Raw genomic sequence first — 16,547 nt, 5'->3', positions numbered from 1 at the left:
GTATGCGCGGTCAGAAAGCCGAGAGTGATCAGCCGCCAGCGTATCTGCTTGCGTCTGCGGATTTTTAAACGCGTTTTCATGTTCAGATTCGCACCGGACCGTCTTCGGCCTCGCCCTGGTACTCCGCAACCAAAAAAGGACTAGGCGAAGCCGTTGATTTTCGTCGGAATTTGCACGGATAAGATGCTCGCCTAGCGAAAATTTCGCGCCTTTACGTTGGGGGTATCAATGTGAAGGTCCGGGATGTAGATGTCCCGGGCGGCATGATTAAACGCCTTGGTCTCACGGCTATCAGTCCCGCCACCGCTGCCATGAATCGCTTCATCGCCTCTTCCTGCGGGGACCACGAACGGCTCATCGCTTCCGCCAATCTTGCGTAGCAATGATGACTGATCGACGAGATGCTCGGCAATGAGGTGGATGACGCCGTTCGCCACTTGCACTCTGCCGCGGCAGGCAAGCATCTGAGCGCCCAGGATCACGCGCCTCAGTTTATCGAAAAGCGAAGGCCAGATGATAAGATTTGCAATATCGGTCTCATCTTCAAGCGTAATGAACATTACGCCCTTGGCAGAGCCAGGCCGCTGACGCACCATGACGAGGCCGGAGACGGTGATGCGCGATCCACTCTTAGCGGTCCGCAAGGCGGCACAGGGGCTGATCTCCTGGCAGGACAGTTTGGCGCGGAGGAAGGCCAGCGGATGCGGGCGTAAGGAAAGGCCATGTGATCTGTAATCCTCGACGACCTCGCGGCCGCGGGTCATAACGGGAAGCGAAACATCCTCCTCGACCTGCTCGGGCACGAGCTCCTTCGCGCATTGGCCCGCCGCCTCGAAGAGGGGAAGGGCGTCATTGCGAAGGCCCTTGATTGCCCACAAAGCCTTGCGGCGTGACAGGCCGAGCGAGGAAAAAGCGTCGGCGTTTGCAAGGCGCACGAGGGCGCCGGGTCCGATGCCTGCGCGCCGCGCGCATTCAGGGATAGATTGGTAAAGACGGTTTGCGCGAGCAGAGGCGAGGGTCTTGCCATCTTTTTCAGAAAGGCCGCGCGTCATCCGAAGCCCGAGCCGGACCGCGTGGTATTTCCCGTCGGGCTCCAGCGTGCAGTCCCAGGCTGAGCTATTTACATCAATAGGGCGGATATTGACCCCGTGGCTGATCGCATCGCGTACAAGCTGCGAGGGCTCATAAAACCCCATCGGCTGCGCATTGAGGATCGCCGCGCAGAACACTCGGGATGATGGCATTTCATCCAGCTGGAAGCGTAGGCGATAAGCGCAAAGCTTGCGGCGTGGCTTTCAGGAAAGCCGTATGAACCGAAACCTTCAAGCTGGCGGAAGGTGCGGTTCGCAAACTCGATATCGTATCCATTATCGATCATGCCCTGGATGAGCTTATCCTTGAATTTGTTGACTCCGCCGGTGAATTTGAATGTCGCCATGGCGCGGCGCAGCTGGTCGGCTTCATTCGCCGAGAACCCGGCCGCCACCATCGCGACCTGCATCGCCTGCTCCTGAAAGAGCGGCACGCCCAGCGTCTTGCCGAGAACCTTCTCCAGTTCAGGCTTTGGAAACGCGACCGGCTCCTTACCTTCCCTGCGGCGGAGATAGGGATGCACCATATCGCCCTGGATGGGGCCGGGCCGCACGATGGCAACCTGGATGACGAGATCATAGAAGCGCGTCGGCTGCATGCGCGGCAGCATTGACATCTGCGCGCGGCTTTCGATCTGGAAGACACCGAGCGTATCTGCCTTTTGGATCATCTCGTAAGTCCGCCGGTCTTCCGCGGGGATCGTTGCAAGACCCAGCTTACTGTCCTTCGACGATTGCAGAAGATCGAAGGCGCGGCGCATGCAGCCGAGCATGCCGAGGCCGAGGACGTCGACTTTCATGAACTTCAACGCCTCGATATCGTCTTTATCCCACTCGATCACCTGCCGTTTCTCCATCGCGGCCGGTTCGATGGGCACCAGCTCATCGAGGCGGTCCAGCGTCAGCACAAAGCCTCCCGGATGCTGCGAAAGATGCCGCGGCGTTCCCATGAGCTGGCGCGCGAGTTCAATCGTCATTCGCAGGCGCCGGTCTGAAAGATTGAGATTGAGCTCCTTTAGCTCCGTCTCCGAAACCCCTTCCTCACTCCAGCCCCAGGTGATGCGGGCGAGCGCCCCGGTCACGTCTTCCGGTATGCCGAGCGCCTTGCCGACCTCACGGATTGCGCCGCGGGCGCGGTAGCGCGTCACGGTCGAGGTCAGGGCAGATCGTGTCCTGCCGTAGGTTTCGTAAATTTACTGGATGACTTCTTCACGCCGCTCATGCTCGAAATCGACGTCGATATCGGGAGGCTCGCGCCTTTCTTCCGATACGAACCGCTCGAAAAGGAGTCCTTGCCGTACCGGATCGATGGAAGTGACGCCCAGCACAAAGCACACCGCGGAATTAGCGGCGGAGCCGCGGCCCTGACAAAGAATGCCCTTCGAGCGCGCAAAGCGCACGATGGAATCTACGGTCAGGAAGTAGGGGGCATATTGCAGCCGTTCGATGAGGCCGAGCTCATGCCTCAGCTGCATCGCCACGTTGTCAGGAATGCCTTCGGGATAGCGCTGCGCGGCTCCCTCCCAGGTCAGTTTCTCAAGCCGGTCTTGCGCGGAGAGACCGTCTTCTGAGACTTCAGTGGGATAACTGTAGGTCAGCTCCTCCAGAGAAAATTTGCAGCGTGTCGCAATCTCACATGTTCGCGCGATGGCATCCGGATACTGCCGGAATAGACGCTCCATCTCGGCAGGCTCTTTCAAAAACCTGTCGGTGTGCTTTTCCTTAAGAAATCCCGCTTTGTCTATCGTCGTCTTGAGCCGGATACAGGTGACGACGTCCTGCAGCATGCGCATCGCGGGCACGTGATACAGAACGTCGCCGGTGGCGACGGTCGGGACGCGCGCCTGCCACGCCATCGTCGCTATATCGTGGAGATAGCCCGCATCGTCCGGGCGAAAGCGGCGCGTCAAGGCCCAGTATGCCCTGTCTCCGAAAATTGATCTAACTCGATGCAAATGGCTTGGTAGATCATTGTGCGGCTTGTCAGTGACAAGGACGGCGATAAGCCCCTCGCTCCATTCCGCGACGCCATTGATAAAGAGCGCGCACTTGCCTTTGCCCGCTCGCGCTTTTCCGACAGTGAGCAGGCGGCACAGCCGTCCATATGCGGCGCGATCCGTCGGGTAGACTAGTAAAGAGGTAAAATCCTCAAGATCGAGTCGGCAGCCGACAATGAGGCCCACGCCGGTAACGCGCGAAGCTTCATAGGCCCGTACGATCCCTGCAAGCGAGTTGCGGTCGACGACTGCGAGAGCGTCGATGCCGAGCACTGCCGCGGTAGCGAATAGCTTTTCAGCGCTCGACGCGCCGCGCAGAAACGAAAAATGGCTTGTGACCTGAAGCTCTGCGTAGCTCATGCTTCACCCAGACCGTGAAGCCACCAGCGTCCGCCGGATTCAGCCGGCGCATCGCGAAAAAGCCAGAAGCGCTCGCCTGTTTCGTTCTCGACGCGGTAATAGTCGCGCTGGAGGCCTATCTCCTTATCGGAGAGCCACCACTCGCCAAGAATGCGCTCGGGGCCATCGGCCCGTGCGATCCGGTGGCGGATTTTGCGCCAGACGAAGAAACGCGGAGGGCTGTCGGGAATTTCAGCGACGGCATGCACTTCCTCAGGAGGCGACAGCAGCCGCGCTGGCCTGGGCAAATCGCTCGGCCAGGTTGCGCCGTCCGTCCTGAAGAGCGGCGCGACGCGCCGCATTGAACGCTCCGGAATATCGCTTTCAACCGGCGTGAGCCTAAAAACCCGTTCGTTGCCTAGCCTAACGCGAAGCGTGTCGACGAGCTGGCTGACGTCGACTTCGGATCCCGTCTCCGCGACTCCAACCGTCTGCCGCTCCGTCAATGCTTCGACCCATGAGGCGGTCAGAGTCGCTTCCTCGATGCCGAAGCCCGGGTCGATCAGCACAAGCCGTTCCGCAAGAAGCTTGGTAAGATGTTTCGTATCGCGGTTCGGCTTCGATGTACCGATTCGGAGCGCTTGCGAGATATTATCGACCCGCTGAAACACCATGTCGAGCCGCCTTGCGCCAACGCCGCGCGCGCCAAGATCAATCATGAGCTTTTCGCATAAAAGCGCCATGACTCGCTGCAGATCGTCGGGAGTGCTGATCGGCTCGGCAAACTTCAGCGTCATGCGCGGCACTTCCTTCGGTATCAGAGGAACGAGCACTTCGACTGCCGCGCCCAGTGCCTGATCGAGGCGAAGGAGGACATCGCCCGAAAAACGCTGGCGAAGTGAAGCGCGCGGCAGAGAAGCGAGCTGCGCAATTCGTTCGACGCCGACTTCGCGAAGGCTGATGCCTGCTGAGGAAGCCGCAGAGCCGCCACCGGCAGGCTGCCGAGAACATCGGCGGCTCGGCCGGGCGGTACTATATCAATTCCCGCGTAATGCGAGATCGCCCAAGCCGCGCCGGGTGTATCCGCTATAGCTGCCCGCGCCGAAAGCTGCGCGGAGGCAAGCCGGGAATGGAGGTCTTTCAAAAGCGCTGCTTCGCCTTTAAAAAGATGCGCGGAGCCGGCAACATCAATGAATATTGTATCGGGCGCCATGATTCAAAACGGTTTTCGTGCGGTTTGGGTGATAGGTCTTCTTTACCGTTGGGCTTCCAAATGCCCTCGTCGAGCGATTTCACCACCCCGACTAACGGGACTACCACTCAATTTGAGCCGAAGAATTTCAGCGCCGCCGGGCAGTCTTCGTACCCCTTGCGCGCCAAGACCTTTTCAGCCTTTTCCATGACGCCCAGTGACTCTTCGATCAACCGCCGCGACTGGTGCACTAGGTCCGCGCTGCTGCCATTCAGGATGTGCCCAGGTTAAGCTTTGCCTCGCGGACATGGTCCTGGAGGTCGCGGATAGCCTTCGTGAGCTGCTGGTCTGCCATGACACCGCTCGCCGCTTGGGGAGGGCGGGAGCGCGCGCTGGCGTTCTCATCACCGATGAAAGCTGCGCCCGGGCGGTGATGATGCGGCGTGCGCCCTTCTGCCGGAACGCGAGTCCTTATTTTGCGATCACGCGATTCGCGCTGAAAGCGCGTAAGTTCCTAACGCATGAAGAAGTTTACAGGGATTAGGAACGCCGGTGTGAGCGCCGTATTTGCTCGGATACGCCAACGGCTATGGCCTTTATCAAATGACCAAAACGCAAAATGCGCCCCCGCTTTCCTCCCAGGGAGAGACGCTTCCTGCGCGCAAGCGGGGGCGGTGGCGTTCCAAGCAGACGGTATCGTTCCAGGACCGCCTCTCTGAGTTCGTCGCGGGCGAGCGTCGAAGGCCGACGCGGCGGCGGCCTGCGCGGACCGGTACGATCTGGCTAAGAAGATCCGGAAAGCGGAGACCGCCGCTAATATCGACCGATGGGCGAGCCTGCCCGGACCGCGGCGGCTCAAGTGAGCGGGCGCGGCAGACCGCAGGAACCTTGCCTCTGGTCCCGGAGTTGCCAGCTATCGACCATTCACGAGCGCTGCAGGTCCTGATGAAGACAGAACCGATGTTCTCGATCGAAAAGGATGCCGGCGGAAACCTGCGCATCGTAATCACGCGGCCCGACGGCTCGCAGATAGTCCTGCTGGCCCATTCGTGTCGGTCAGAACCGGTACAAAGCCCGCCGCTCGCGGCCTTCCTAGAGCGCAATCATCCGAGAGCGCGCTGAGGCGGCATCGCCTGAAAACAAGACCTGAAAGGAAAGCAGCAATGGCAAAGATTGATGAAAAAGGACGCATCGTAGAGACCGCGACTGAAGCGCGCCAAGGAGAGCGCGGCCCCACGGTTCGCAACATGGTGGTCGCGGGCACGGCGCTGGTGATCGCGGCCTTCGTGGTCGTCTACATCGTGTATTTCGGGGGCGCGCACTGATGGGACGCGGACTCCTGCTCTGGCTAGTCGGCGTGCCGATCCCCGTGATCCTCCTCCTCTGGCTGTTCTTCGGCCGCTGACTTCGAACCAACAGTAAGGAAATTGCCCGCCGACGCACTCCTGCGCGGCGGGCTTTTTCTCGAGTCGGGCAATCAGCGGGATCACCCGCAACGCTATCGACGCCGCTGCTAGGAACTATCTTCTCGACAATCGATTCTCATACGATCCAACAGGGAGAATTCGCATGGTTACCGAAGAGAGAGAGACCGGCACGCTGATCGGAAGCGACAAAGTTGCGGGCACTTCCGTATACGGCCCCGACGATCAGGCCATCGGAACGATCGAGCGCGTGATGATCGAGAAGACGAGCGGGCGCGTGTCGTACGCGGTTCTCGGCTTCGGCGGATTTCTCGGCATCGGCAACGACCACTATCCTGTTTCGTGGAATGCGCTGAAGTACGACACCAACGTCGAGGGATACCGCATCGGCATCACCGCGGACCAGCTCAACGGCGCGCCGAAGTACGCGGACGAGAGCGGCTGGAATTGGTCGGATCCCGCGCGGTCCAAGTCGGTCGATGACTATTACGGCACCCGCGTCACCCATTCCGCTCTCGGGTAGCGACGCGAGGCTATCAGCCCGAGCCGGACGGCGAGGCGGCTCGCGGCTGGCGCGGTCCTGCGTTCTTCCATCGCGCGGGGCCGCGCATTTTTTCGATCCCCATACAATCACCACGAGAAAACCAAGACATCGGCGCATCTGCGCCGCCGTGCGCCTGCGAAATAGCAGGACGCCGAATCGCGAAGAGTTAGCTCGGCGAAGAAAGCGCACACGGCTCCTTGCAGAACGAAAGGTACGCCATGAATGACAACTGCCCCGTTTGTGCGGCATCGGCTGGGTATGCGAGCGCCATCCCTACAGGCCGTTCGACCATGACTTCGGTTGCGCGTGCAGCGAAGGGATGCCGTGCAGGTGCAACGACAGCACGCCGCCCGATACGAGCCAGGTCATCGTCGTCGGCGAACACCCTGTGCATTGAACCGGAAGAGCACAGACGAGTGCCGCCGCATCACGTTTCAGAGATCGACGCGGTTGAGGAGCTTACAAAGACGGATCAGCAACCCATATTGGCGCGACGGGCCCTCTCCCCCCAAAGAGGCCCAGCACGGTCCCGCAAGCTTTTGCCCCAATGCCCCCCGCGGGACCGTGCACCCCTTAAAGTCATTGGAAGCGCCAGATGCGCCACTAAATGCGTCAGAACGATGAGCGACGATTGCCCGATCTGCCACGGCATCGGATAATGACGCTCGGGTTTTAACCTTGCCCACTAGCAGCGGAACTGCGCGGCCTCCGTAAGTGTTCGCTTCGGTGGAGGAATGGTGAAGATCGCGACGTTCAACATCAACAATGTCAACCGGCGTTTGCCGAATCTCATAGCCTGGCTGAAGAGCTCCAAACCGGACATTGTTTGCCTTCAAGAATTGAAAGCCGAGCAAGCGGCTTTTCCAGCCGGCGCCCTTGAGGAGGCCGGGTACAGTGCAGCCTGGATTGGTCAGAAGTCCTGGAACGGCGTCGCCATTCTTTCGCGAGGCTCCGCGCCCGAGGTCACGCGCGAGCGTCTTCCAGGCGATCCCGCCGACAATCAGAGCCGCTATCTGGAAGCCGCGGTCAAAGGGATCATCGTATCCTGTATCTACCTGCCTAACGGCAATCCACAACCGGGCCCAAAGTTTGATTACAAACTCGCATGGTTCGACAGGCTGATACGCCATGCGAAGACGCTGAAGAAGTCGGGAGCGCTGGTCGCGCTCGTCGGCGACTACAATGTCGTACCCACTGACTTTGATATCTATCCAACAAAATCATGGGACGACGATGCGCTTTTGCAGCCGGAAAGCCGTGCTGCGTTTCAGCGACTCTTGAAGCAAGGCTGGACGGACGCATTGCGATATCTCCATCCCGATGACCCGATGTATACGTTCTGGGACTACATGCGGCACCGCTGGGAGAATGACAAAGGCCTGAGGCTCGACCACTTCCTGCTAAGCCTTGATCTCAAGAAACGCCTCATCGACGGTGGCGTTGACCGTAAGGTGCGCGGCAAGGAAGGTGCAAGCGACCATGCCCCTGCCTGGATTAGACTGAAGTGAATTTGCGGGGCGCAGAAGCACGGGCGGGGTTAGCGGGGAAGAACGGCAATGACTTCGGCGCGGACAATCTCGTCAAATAAGATTAGCGCCGGCATTCTTCTTTTCAGGCGGAAGCGCGGATCTATTCAAGTGCTGCTCGGGCACCCGGGCGGGCCGTTTTGGAAGCAGAAAGATTTTGGCGCCTGGACCGTTCCAAAGGGTCTGGTCGATTTGAATGAAGATCTCCAAGCCGCCGCCCGGCGGGAATTCGAGGAGGAGACTGGCTACCGGCCGGTCGGCGAGTTCATTCCACTTGGCGCCGCTAAACAGCCGGGTGGCAAAACGGTGCATGTTTGGGCGGCCGAAGGTGACTGGAATCCCGATGCGCTCATAAGCAAATGTTTTCGAAATGGAATGGCCGTCGGGTTCGGGGAAACTTCAGAGCTTTCCCGAGCTTGACCGCGCCGCCTGGTTCGGTTTCAGCGAAGCTTGCGAGCGTATCCTGAAGGGCCAGACCGTTTTCCTCGATCGCCTGCGGGATGCTTGCGGAGAATGAGGGCTGCGGGAACTCTGAAATGTGAGCGAGCGTTGCGACCTTTGGAAGTTCTGACCGAGCGGGCCAAACTTCCGCACTGAGTTAGCCGCCCGAAGAGTTCAAGCCGCTAACGATATTCCCGGAGGGCTTTCTATGCATTTGTCGATCGACTGGAATTCCGTCTTCGTACCGGCGATAGGCCTTGCGGAAATTATTGTGCGCGGCAGCCTCATGTATCTTGGGCTGTTTGTCATCCTGCGCGTCATGGCACGGCGTCAGGCAGGGCATTTTGGACCCGCGGACCTGCTAGTCATCGTCCTGATTGCCGATGCCGCGCAGAACGGCCTCGGAAAAGATTATGGCTCCATCACTGAAGGCCTCACACTGGTTCTCACGATTGTAGCCTGGGAATATCTGCTGGACTGGATATCCTGGCGCTTTCCCTGGACGCGGCCATACATTTCTCCCCCAAGCCTCACTCTGGTTCGTGACGGACGCCTTATTTCGCAGAATTTACGAAAGGAAATGATCACGGAGGATGAGCTTAAAGCGCAGCTTCGGGAACATCAGGTTGAAGATTACGCTGACGTCAGGCTCGCGACACTTGAGGGCGACGGGCGGCTCAGCGTCCTGAAGCGAAAATGAGCTCAGCCGTGTGGCCGCGCGCGTTCGCGCTCAACGTCCGTGGCCTGCTTATCGGCGCGCAGACCGAGATAGACGGGATGGCGCATCTCGCCGGAGCTAGTCCATTCTGTGAACTTGACCTCTGCCACCAGCTGCGGCTTCACCCACGTCGTCACGGATTCGTCTTTTACTTTTTTAGCGAAGGGCGACTTTTCAGCTTTCAGCTTGATAAGTTTCTCGTGCACTTCCTTGAGGGTCTCGTGGCTAAACCCGGTACCGACATGCCCAATGTAATGCCACTCCTTGCCTTCACGCAGCGCGAGCGTCAGCGCGCCGAAGTACGGCCGCGTTCTTCTGGGAGCCGTGAAGCCGACGATGACGACCTCCTGTCGCTTTGAGGTCTTGATTTTCAGCCAATTGTCCGTGCGCGCGCCGGACTGGTACGTGCTGTCGGCGCGTTTCGCCATGATCCCTTCAAGGCCTTTGCGCTCGGCTTCTTCAAAGAACTTCGTGCCGAATGTCAGTCGGTGGCGGCTGAAGGCGATCAGCTTGTCTTTCGGCAGGATGGATTTGAGACGCTTCTTTCTCTCCGTAAGCGGCAATCTTCGCAGGTCGTCCCCATCCTGAAACATGAGATCGAATGCGCAATAACGCAGCTTCGCCTGATGACGCAGAGCGTTTTGCAGCAGCTGAAAGTGCGAGACGCCTTGTTCGTCGAGAGCCACAAGCTCGCCGTCGATGACCGCGTCGCCTTTCACGCATTCCAGCGCTTTGGCGACGTCGATATAGCTATGGCTGACGCTCTTGCCGTTGCGGCTGTAGATCGGCTCAACCCCATAGACCTCGCGATGATCGTCAATAAACACGATCATGTCTTTGACCGGCGGTCGAGCTCCGCCTGGGCAAAATACGCGGATGCCTTGCGCAGGATCTCATTGGCTTGTCGGAGTTCACGGTTCTCGCGCTCCAAAGACTTCATCTTGGCGGTCATGTCCGTCGATGCGCGAGGACGCTTGCCGGTGTCGACCTCCGACTTCTTCACCCAGTCGTTCAATGTCTGGCCTGTGCAGCCGATCTTCGCGGCAACCGAGGTAATTGCAGCCCATCGCGACTGATGCTCGTGCTCGTGATCAAGGACCAGTCGGACAGCGCGGTTGCGGACCTCAGGCGGAAACTTGTTGGTCGTCTTACTCATGGTGGCTCCATCCTCTCAAGAGTTGGAGCCTCCGGCAAACCCGGGGCGGTTCAGAACGCTACCCAGAGTGGGCCGACTATCCCGCATATATTTTGTCGAGGTGTTGCCCGGACTTGCCGAAGAAGCAGCCAAGCTTCAGTCGGCGCTGAAGCGGTGAGGTGAAGCGCTTGAGGAATCCCACCTTTGTAATTGCGATCATCAATACCGAGTCGATTGGTTTTTGAACGGCAAGTACAACGTCATTCGTTTAAAGAAACGGTGCTGTCCCACCTCTTGGAGGGGTTCATATAAACTAACCCACCCGGAGCATGACCGGTTGGCTCGACTGAATACAGTCACGGCTTAAGCAGGAAGCAGAGTGGCATTTTAAAGCTTTTGAAGTGCTCAAGAGTCACATTGGCGCCGCAGGATTTTGGACGCAGACACCCCGCTTCCTAAGTTCGGTATGAGTCGTGGTTACCTCCCGAAGAAGTTAATCTGCTCAGCCGGCCCTTGGGTCCTGTCAAACGCCATTAAGCTTGAAGGTTGTGAGCGCCCCATCCCTTCTTGCTGCTGTTGCCGCAATTCTTGCTCTTGTTGTTGCTGCCTGCGGGCGGCCTCCTGCCTGGCCTTCTGCGCTGCATACCGCTTGTGGCGTTCGCGTTCGGCAGCCTTCTTAGCAACCTGCTTTTGCTCCTTTTCGGCCTTCCGCGCGGCCTGCTTTTCGCTTTCTCTGTCCTGCTCGCGAAAATCATTTACCTGTACGGGCGCAACGGCGGGTATAGACTCCACTTGTAGCGGAGGCGGCGATTTAACGATGTTTTCAGCCGGCCTGTCGCTGGACGGTGTGACATCCGCCATGGCAGGTAGAACCACCCTAGCCGCAGGAAGGCTACCTTGCGCTTCGGCAGTTCGCGCTGGCCGAGCATTGACAGCCGCCTTTCCCAGCAGCACCCCGCCTCCAAATCCCGCTCCAATGAGCAGGGCCGCAGTGCCGATCCCCGCAAAAAATATTCCTGGTGCCGAAACCATCGCAACCTCCCTGTTCCTTCACTCAACGCGTGAGATTCAACATGGTTTCGCTCGTAAACCTTTTGGTCCCAGAACCTTTTCTTATCCACACACCATCCCTGACGAAATTATCAGACGAGTGAATCTGATTCGCCGCTGCGCTTTTTAGCTACGTCCTGGCTAAAAGATCACGGAGTGCCCCTTATTCAACTTAAGGAGCTGCGTTGCGATTTGATTGTCGCGCTGATGGGACAGCAGGGCGCGATAGCGGGACAGTAGATGGCGCAAATCGCGGCCATTCAAAGTGCAATCGCAGCTTTGAAGCTGCGCTCGAAGATCTGAACGCTGACGCGGAAGTGGCATTACGCGTGGCATATATTCATCGTCCGCGGTAGCCCGCCCCCCTCGTCCTAAGCGGAACAATTTTTCATCCGTGCCCACCGGATGCGCTCTTAAGTGGCCTTTTCGTCTGCGCTGCGACGGCGTTCGATGAATCTTATCGCCGGCGTCACAATAATTCTCTGCAGAATGATGGATACTAGAATGACGAGCGCACTCGTGCTCCAAAACAGGTCGGCCTGCTCGAACCGGCATTTTCCGAGCGCATACGCCAAATAATCGATAGTACCAACTCCGCGGATACCGAAAAAACCAATTGCCAGTTGTTAGCCCAACGACGTGGCGTGGCCGCAACGCTGAGCATGCTGACAGCGGCCGAACGACAGAATATTAGAATCGCAAATAGCACCGCTTGTCAGTTCAAGGCGTCAAGACGTGCGCTCCTTCAAGATAACCAGCGGAACCATCATCGATAGACGTTGAAGCTGTTCAGCAAAATCGTGCAATGTTTCGTGGGTATCGGTGATTGCGCTTGGCCGCGCGAAGCGCCCGCGGACTCCCGGAACATTTGGCTGGCTGACGTGAAATTAAAAATCTTTTTTATGCTCTTGTCTAAGCCACTTTACGATATCGAAAGCGTGGCGGTTCCTTGGGAGCTTCACGATGCCCACTCGCTCCTGGCTGCCGTCGGCATACATCTTCACTAAAAGGCGCTCGTCGCCTCTTGAATGATTTCAATCCTTGTTGGTTTCTTCGGTATCGGCCCCGGCAGTTTCGACTCGGACCTTCGCACTCAGTCGTGGCTGACCGACACCGTCGCGCGCGTGCTCATCATCGCCCGGGCCGAAGCACGACCTTGATCACGCCGTCCTCCTTGTCGCGAAATTTCCTATACATCGCCGGCGCGTCCTCAAGGCTAGCTGGATGCGTGACGACGAAACTCGGATCAATCTTGCTCTCTTCGATCATCTTAAGAAGGGATCGGGTATAAGCCTGCACATGGGTCTGGCCGGTCTTGATGGTGAGGCTCTTGTTCATTGCCGCGCCGATGGGGATCTTATCGCCCATGCCCACATAGACGCCGGGTATCGAAACCGTGCCTCCCTTGCGGCAGCACATGATGGCCTGGCGCAGCACATGGACCCGGTCGGTGGCCAGAAACGCCGCGGCTTTCACCCGGTCCATGACGGCGTCGGCAGCCCCGTGGCCGGATGCCTCGCAGCCGACCGCGTCAATGCAGCTATCCGGACCACGTTTGTCGGTCCGTTTCATCAATTCGTCGTAAACGTCAGTCTTAGAAAAATCGATGGTCTCGGCGCCGCCGGCTTCCGCCATCACCAGCCGCTCAGGTATCTCATCGATCGCGATTACGCGGCCCGCGCCGAGTAAGAGCGCCGAGCGGATGGCAAATTGACCAACGGGTCCGCAGCCCCAGATCGCCACGGTGTCTCCCGTTTCGATCTGGGCGTTGACGGCGGCCATGTAGCCGGTCGGAAAAATGTCCGAAAGAAACAACGCTTGCTCGTCACTGACGTTGTCGGGAATTTTAATCGGCCCAACGTCGGCCATCGGCACGCGGAGATACTCGGCCTGGCCACCGGCATAGCCGCCTAGCATATGGCTAAATCCGAACAGCCCTGCGGGCGAGTGTCCCATTGCCTTAGCCGCAATCTCCGCATTGGGGTTCGTTCGATCGCAGCACGAAAATAGACCCTTTTGGCAGAACCAGCATTGACCGCAGCTAATGGTGAAAGGCACCACAATCCGGTCACCGATCTTGAGATTAGTTACTTCGGAGCCGAGCTCGATGACCTCGCCCATGTTCTCATGACCGAGGATGTCGCCACTCTCCATCGTGGGCTGGTAACCGTCCAGGAGATGGAGATCAGAACCGCAAATCGCGCAGGCCGTAATCTTGATGACCGCATCGCGCGGATGCTGAATTTTCGGATCTGGAACAGTGTCGACGCGGACGTCGCCCTTCCCGTGCCAACACAGTGCTCGCATGATTTCCCTCCCAAATACTCGCGCCAACCGGCGAGAGCGTAAAGGGTTCCAATGACGCAAGCGGTGACCCTTTACCCTCCCGCCGGTGCAACGGCGTTCCGATCAAGTCGCCCGAGGCACACGATGGCGAACTCGATATGAGATCATAACAGGGGTGGGCAGTTCATCCGCGGCGACCGCCATCCAGGGCGCGCCCAACCGGGCCGATCGGATTTGTAACTGTCTCCAGGGAGATAGTCTCGCGGCCTCCGCAATGAGGGGCTGGTCTAAGGCTAGGGAGACGCCAGACATACAACGTTGCGCCTCTACACCGAGCGGCGACGGCCAGCCAGGAAGCTGTAAACGAACAGTACGATAACGGCGCCCACGATCGCGCCGATCAAGCCTGCACCCTCTCCAGGTCGATACCAACCCAATCCTTGACCGAGATAAGTTGCCACAAACGCTCCAACGATACCGAGCAAGGCCGTAAGGATGAAGCCGGCCGGTTCATTGTCGCCCGGCATGATGAACTTCGCGATTACCCCAGCTACAAACCCAATAAGAATCGTCCAGATGATACCCATATCGAACCCCTCTTCTGTTCTTTCAATTTTGATTAGTTCGGAATACGCCCGTCCGGCGTGTATTTATCAACGGCAGAAGGAAGCTCTCGCGAAAGTCTAGCTAACAGTTCTTCCTGCGATAGACCTGTTTGCTGTTCCAATGCGGCCAAGATATCCGCACCGATAGCCTGCTTCAGACGCGGCGCGGGAAGCTCCTCCCTTTGCCCACCCAGGAATTGGCAGCATCTCCCTGCCCATTCTCCTTAAACCGCTCGAGCAATTCGCTGAGCCCCCCGCTAAGGAGACTACCCACGCCGCCACCAGCCAACACTCCGCTTAGGTGACCGAGCAGGTTGCCGAGGGGTTGATCCTGTTGTTTTCCGACCTCAGGCTGAGTTTTGTTTCCGCCTGCGCCATTTAACAGCTCCGCAAGCTTGTCCCTGTTTTGGTAGCCCGCCAACGCGAGCAGGCCTAGCAACGCTGTCATCGATGGCATCCCGCGCGACATATTGTTGACTCCCGTGTGTCAAGAACTCCCGCTGCAACGTTTATTTCCAGTGCCAGTTCCATCTCCTCCCAAGACAAACCGTCTTCTTAGCGGCGACGCGGTGTGCTTTTGCTTTCTGGGATCGCATAGGAACTTGAGCTCACGCGAGGGGTTAGGAGCGTCTCTATATAACACTGGAGGAATTATGAGACGCTTACTCCTTGCCGCCTGCTTCAGTCTGTCGGCGATCACCGTTGCATCGGCGCAAAATCCGCCCGCGCAGTCGGGACCTAACAACAACGCAATCAACAGTTCCGGCCACAACAACGCGAATGCTCCGGTGGCCGGTCGCAATAGTTTCACGAAAGGACAGGCTAAGTCGAAACTCCAGGAAGCCGGCTACGCAAACATCACTGATTTGAAAAAGGACAACGCTGGTGTTTGGCGTGGAAAGGCCAACAAAGGCGGCACCGCCACTGCCGTAAGCGTTGATTTTCAGGGCAACGTCCATTCTGCGCAGTAAGGAAACACTATAGATGACAGTAACGATTTCTCGTCTTTACGATACACACACGCAGGCGCAGGCGGCCGTTCAACGGCTTCAAACCGCCGGGGTACCCCAATCGGACATCAGCCTTGTGGCGAATAACTCGGACAGCTGGTTTAACACCGATAAGAAGGTTGATCGGGACCGCGATGGCGTTGATGATCGCGCAGAAGGCGCAGGCACCGGTGCCGGCATTGGTGCCGGCGTTGGTGCTGCCGCGGGACTCTTGGCGGGCCTCGGCTTGCTTGCGATCCCAGGGTTGGGACCAGTTGTTGCGGCTGGCTGGTTGGCGTCGACCGCCGTCGGCGCAGCGGCCGGGGCAACGACTGGCGGCATCGTCGGCGCTCTTACCGAAGCCGGCGTGTCCGAAGTGGACGCTCATTCGTACGCAGAAGGCGTCCGTCGCGGCGGGACGCTCGTGTCAGCCAGGGTCGACGAGGAGGACCGCGCCCGCCTGGAAGCATCATTGAATGATTCTGCAGTTAACCTGCAGGAACGCCGCGCCGCCTGGCAAAAAACGGGATGGAGATCGTTCGACCCTTCAAGTCAGCCTTATGGAGCGGAAGAGGTGCGCAAAGAACGACAGCTCTACGGTGGCGGTTTGCGCTAGAAAATTTAGCGGCCCGTGGTGGCGGGCCGTTAATTCTTCAATTAACAATAAATAGCGGAAAGTCCCGCTAATCAGACGTTTTTCGACCCTCCGGAAAATGACGGTAGCACCACAGTGTTGCACGCGTGGCGTACACAGTTGCCACCTTTGCACCGATTGCTGCAGGAGAATCCTCGCAAAGAGGGCCTGCGCCCAGGCGCCTTTGGAGATTGTCTCCCTCTTGGGAAAGCGGGTCAACAAAGGGCGCCTGTTCGAATTGCCATGGAATCGGACGCGTGCATGCGGTCGACGAGCGTTCGCTGGTGCCAGACGATATGCTGACCATCCGGGAGAGGGCGATTCGGCCTGGCCAGGTGCCTGGCAAGGCCAGAACCTCAGGGACATCTTGGTGACTTTGGGTTACGACGTGGACCGACCTTGGCGTTAGCTTCCCAAGAAGGATAGGGACTGGATTCTGTTCACCGACGTGTCATTCGGCATGCAAAATTGACCCCGTAAGCCGGGGGATCGGCGTCCAAAATTGACCCCCTACAGGTTGGCTGTTGCGCTGCCTGCTTTGTCATGAAGCAGGTGGTCGGGGATGCTGATCGTGGA

At 58.4% G+C, this 16,547-nt stretch carries 14 protein-coding genes, 3 pseudogenes and 1 other annotated feature; of the genes and pseudogenes, 9 read left to right on the top strand and 8 right to left on the bottom strand.

All coding sequences use genetic code 11. The features are described 5' to 3' along the window. Nucleotides 1-191 precede the first annotated feature (191 nt). The 3 genes and pseudogenes from B2M20_RS10830 to B2M20_RS10820 form a co-directional block, all read right to left on the bottom strand. Nucleotides 192-3,448: pseudogene (locus B2M20_RS10830) on the bottom strand (error-prone DNA polymerase). Continuing rightward, a complete protein-coding gene (locus tag B2M20_RS10825; protein ID WP_079447063.1) occupies nucleotides 3,445-4,224 on the bottom strand; it encodes a DUF6504 family protein in 780 nt (259 codons plus the stop codon). The pseudogene B2M20_RS10830 and the gene B2M20_RS10825 overlap by 4 nt, the downstream one beginning before the upstream one ends. 20 nt (nucleotides 4,225-4,244) lie before the next feature. After that, complete coding sequence (locus B2M20_RS10820; protein WP_079447062.1) at nucleotides 4,245-4,640, bottom strand: DNA polymerase Y subunit UmuC family protein; 396 nt, start codon at nucleotides 4,638-4,640, stop codon at nucleotides 4,245-4,247. 924 nt (nucleotides 4,641-5,564) lie between these two features. On the opposite strand from B2M20_RS10820, the gene B2M20_RS19995 reads away from it, so the two are divergent. The 6 genes from B2M20_RS19995 to B2M20_RS10790 all read left to right on the top strand — a co-directional run bounded on the left by B2M20_RS19995 (nucleotide 5,565) and on the right by B2M20_RS10790 (nucleotide 9,254). Next, a complete protein-coding gene (locus B2M20_RS19995; protein WP_210189127.1) occupies nucleotides 5,565-5,741 on the top strand; it encodes a hypothetical protein in 177 nt (58 codons plus the stop codon). Between the two features lie 41 nt (nucleotides 5,742-5,782). Continuing rightward, nucleotides 5,783-5,944, top strand: a complete 162-nt coding sequence (locus tag B2M20_RS19780; protein WP_173815988.1) for a hypothetical protein — start codon at nucleotides 5,783-5,785, stop codon at nucleotides 5,942-5,944. A 244-nt stretch (nucleotides 5,945-6,188) separates the two neighbouring features. Next, on the top strand, nucleotides 6,189-6,566 hold the full coding sequence (locus B2M20_RS10805) for a PRC-barrel domain-containing protein (protein ID WP_079447059.1): 378 nt from the start codon (nucleotides 6,189-6,191) through the stop codon (nucleotides 6,564-6,566). A 758-nt stretch (nucleotides 6,567-7,324) separates the two neighbouring features. Further along, on the top strand, nucleotides 7,325-8,095 hold the full coding sequence (locus tag B2M20_RS10800) for an exodeoxyribonuclease III (protein ID WP_079447078.1): 771 nt from the start codon (nucleotides 7,325-7,327) through the stop codon (nucleotides 8,093-8,095). A gap of 48 nt (nucleotides 8,096-8,143) precedes the next feature. Continuing rightward, nucleotides 8,144-8,533, top strand: coding sequence for an NUDIX domain-containing protein (locus B2M20_RS10795; protein WP_338013166.1), 390 nt, complete (start codon nucleotides 8,144-8,146; stop codon nucleotides 8,531-8,533). A gap of 229 nt (nucleotides 8,534-8,762) precedes the next feature. Further along, nucleotides 8,763-9,254 carry a DUF421 domain-containing protein gene (locus B2M20_RS10790; protein WP_079447058.1) on the top strand — a complete coding sequence of 164 codons (492 nt, stop codon included), beginning with the start codon at nucleotides 8,763-8,765 and terminating at the stop codon, nucleotides 9,252-9,254. Nucleotides 9,255-9,256: 2 nt separating this feature from the next. On the opposite strand, the gene ligD is transcribed toward B2M20_RS10790, so the two are convergent. The 5 genes and pseudogenes from ligD to B2M20_RS10755 form a co-directional block, all read right to left on the bottom strand. Next, nucleotides 9,257-10,428 (bottom strand): non-homologous end-joining DNA ligase gene (gene ligD / locus B2M20_RS10785; protein WP_420799310.1). Its coding sequence is split into 2 segments: nucleotides 9,257-10,134 and nucleotides 10,134-10,428, totalling 1,173 coding nucleotides; codons are not numbered across the junction. After that, nucleotides 10,045-10,147, bottom strand: a sequence feature (AL1L pseudoknot). (Overlaps the previous gene by 103 nt.) A gap of 456 nt (nucleotides 10,429-10,884) precedes the next feature. Next, complete coding sequence (locus tag B2M20_RS10780; RefSeq protein ID WP_079447057.1) at nucleotides 10,885-11,439, bottom strand: hypothetical protein; 555 nt, start codon at nucleotides 11,437-11,439, stop codon at nucleotides 10,885-10,887. A gap of 1,149 nt (nucleotides 11,440-12,588) precedes the next feature. Further along, the gene (locus B2M20_RS10765) at nucleotides 12,589-13,764 is read right to left on the bottom strand and encodes a zinc-dependent alcohol dehydrogenase (protein ID WP_079447055.1); all 1,176 of its coding nucleotides are present in this window, start codon (nucleotides 13,762-13,764) and stop codon (nucleotides 12,589-12,591) included. A gap of 305 nt (nucleotides 13,765-14,069) precedes the next feature. Further along, nucleotides 14,070-14,330 (bottom strand): GlsB/YeaQ/YmgE family stress response membrane protein, encoded by a 261-nt coding sequence (locus B2M20_RS10760; RefSeq protein ID WP_079447054.1) that lies wholly within the window; start codon nucleotides 14,328-14,330, stop codon nucleotides 14,070-14,072. Between the two features lie 32 nt (nucleotides 14,331-14,362). After that, nucleotides 14,363-14,817, bottom strand: a pseudogene (locus tag B2M20_RS10755) (YidB family protein). 184 nt (nucleotides 14,818-15,001) lie between these two features. Here B2M20_RS10755 and B2M20_RS10750 point away from each other — a divergent pair. From B2M20_RS10750 to B2M20_RS20260, 3 genes and pseudogenes are all read left to right on the top strand, one after another. Beyond that, a complete protein-coding gene (locus B2M20_RS10750; protein WP_079447053.1) occupies nucleotides 15,002-15,319 on the top strand; it encodes a hypothetical protein in 318 nt (105 codons plus the stop codon). 13 nt (nucleotides 15,320-15,332) lie between these two features. Beyond that, nucleotides 15,333-15,953: a hypothetical protein gene (locus tag B2M20_RS10745; RefSeq protein ID WP_079447052.1), complete on the top strand. Its 621-nt coding sequence runs from the start codon at nucleotides 15,333-15,335 to the stop codon at nucleotides 15,951-15,953. A gap of 239 nt (nucleotides 15,954-16,192) precedes the next feature. Continuing rightward, nucleotides 16,193-16,377: pseudogene (locus B2M20_RS20260) on the top strand (hypothetical protein); the annotation flags it as partial. Nucleotides 16,378-16,547 lie beyond the last annotated feature (170 nt).

The sequence above is a fragment of the Nitrobacter vulgaris genome (genome assembly GCF_002028545.1).
Taxonomy (GTDB): Bacteria; Pseudomonadota; Alphaproteobacteria; order Rhizobiales; family Xanthobacteraceae; genus Nitrobacter; species Nitrobacter vulgaris.
The sequence above is the reverse complement of the archived record's forward strand: the minus strand, read 5'-3'. Positions and strand labels throughout refer to the sequence as shown.

Coding starts and splice junctions, on each gene's coding strand:
- B2M20_RS10825 (WP_079447063.1), bottom strand. CDS start 4,224: ATGACGCTGAAGTTTGCCGAGCCGATCAGCACTCCCGACGATCTGCAG.
- B2M20_RS10820 (WP_079447062.1), bottom strand. CDS start 4,640: ATGGCGCCCGATACAATATTCATTGATGTTGCCGGCTCCGCGCATCTT.
- B2M20_RS19995 (WP_210189127.1), top strand. CDS start 5,565: ATGAAGACAGAACCGATGTTCTCGATCGAAAAGGATGCCGGCGGAAAC.
- B2M20_RS19780 (WP_173815988.1), top strand. CDS start 5,783: ATGGCAAAGATTGATGAAAAAGGACGCATCGTAGAGACCGCGACTGAA.
- B2M20_RS10805 (WP_079447059.1), top strand. CDS start 6,189: ATGGTTACCGAAGAGAGAGAGACCGGCACGCTGATCGGAAGCGACAAA.
- B2M20_RS10795 (WP_338013166.1), top strand. CDS start 8,144: ATGACTTCGGCGCGGACAATCTCGTCAAATAAGATTAGCGCCGGCATT.
- B2M20_RS10790 (WP_079447058.1), top strand. CDS start 8,763: ATGCATTTGTCGATCGACTGGAATTCCGTCTTCGTACCGGCGATAGGC.
- B2M20_RS10780 (WP_079447057.1), bottom strand. CDS start 11,439: ATGGTTTCGGCACCAGGAATATTTTTTGCGGGGATCGGCACTGCGGCC.
- B2M20_RS10765 (WP_079447055.1), bottom strand. CDS start 13,764: ATGCGAGCACTGTGTTGGCACGGGAAGGGCGACGTCCGCGTCGACACT.
- B2M20_RS10760 (WP_079447054.1), bottom strand. CDS start 14,330: ATGGGTATCATCTGGACGATTCTTATTGGGTTTGTAGCTGGGGTAATC.
- B2M20_RS10750 (WP_079447053.1), top strand. CDS start 15,002: ATGAGACGCTTACTCCTTGCCGCCTGCTTCAGTCTGTCGGCGATCACC.
- B2M20_RS10745 (WP_079447052.1), top strand. CDS start 15,333: ATGACAGTAACGATTTCTCGTCTTTACGATACACACACGCAGGCGCAG.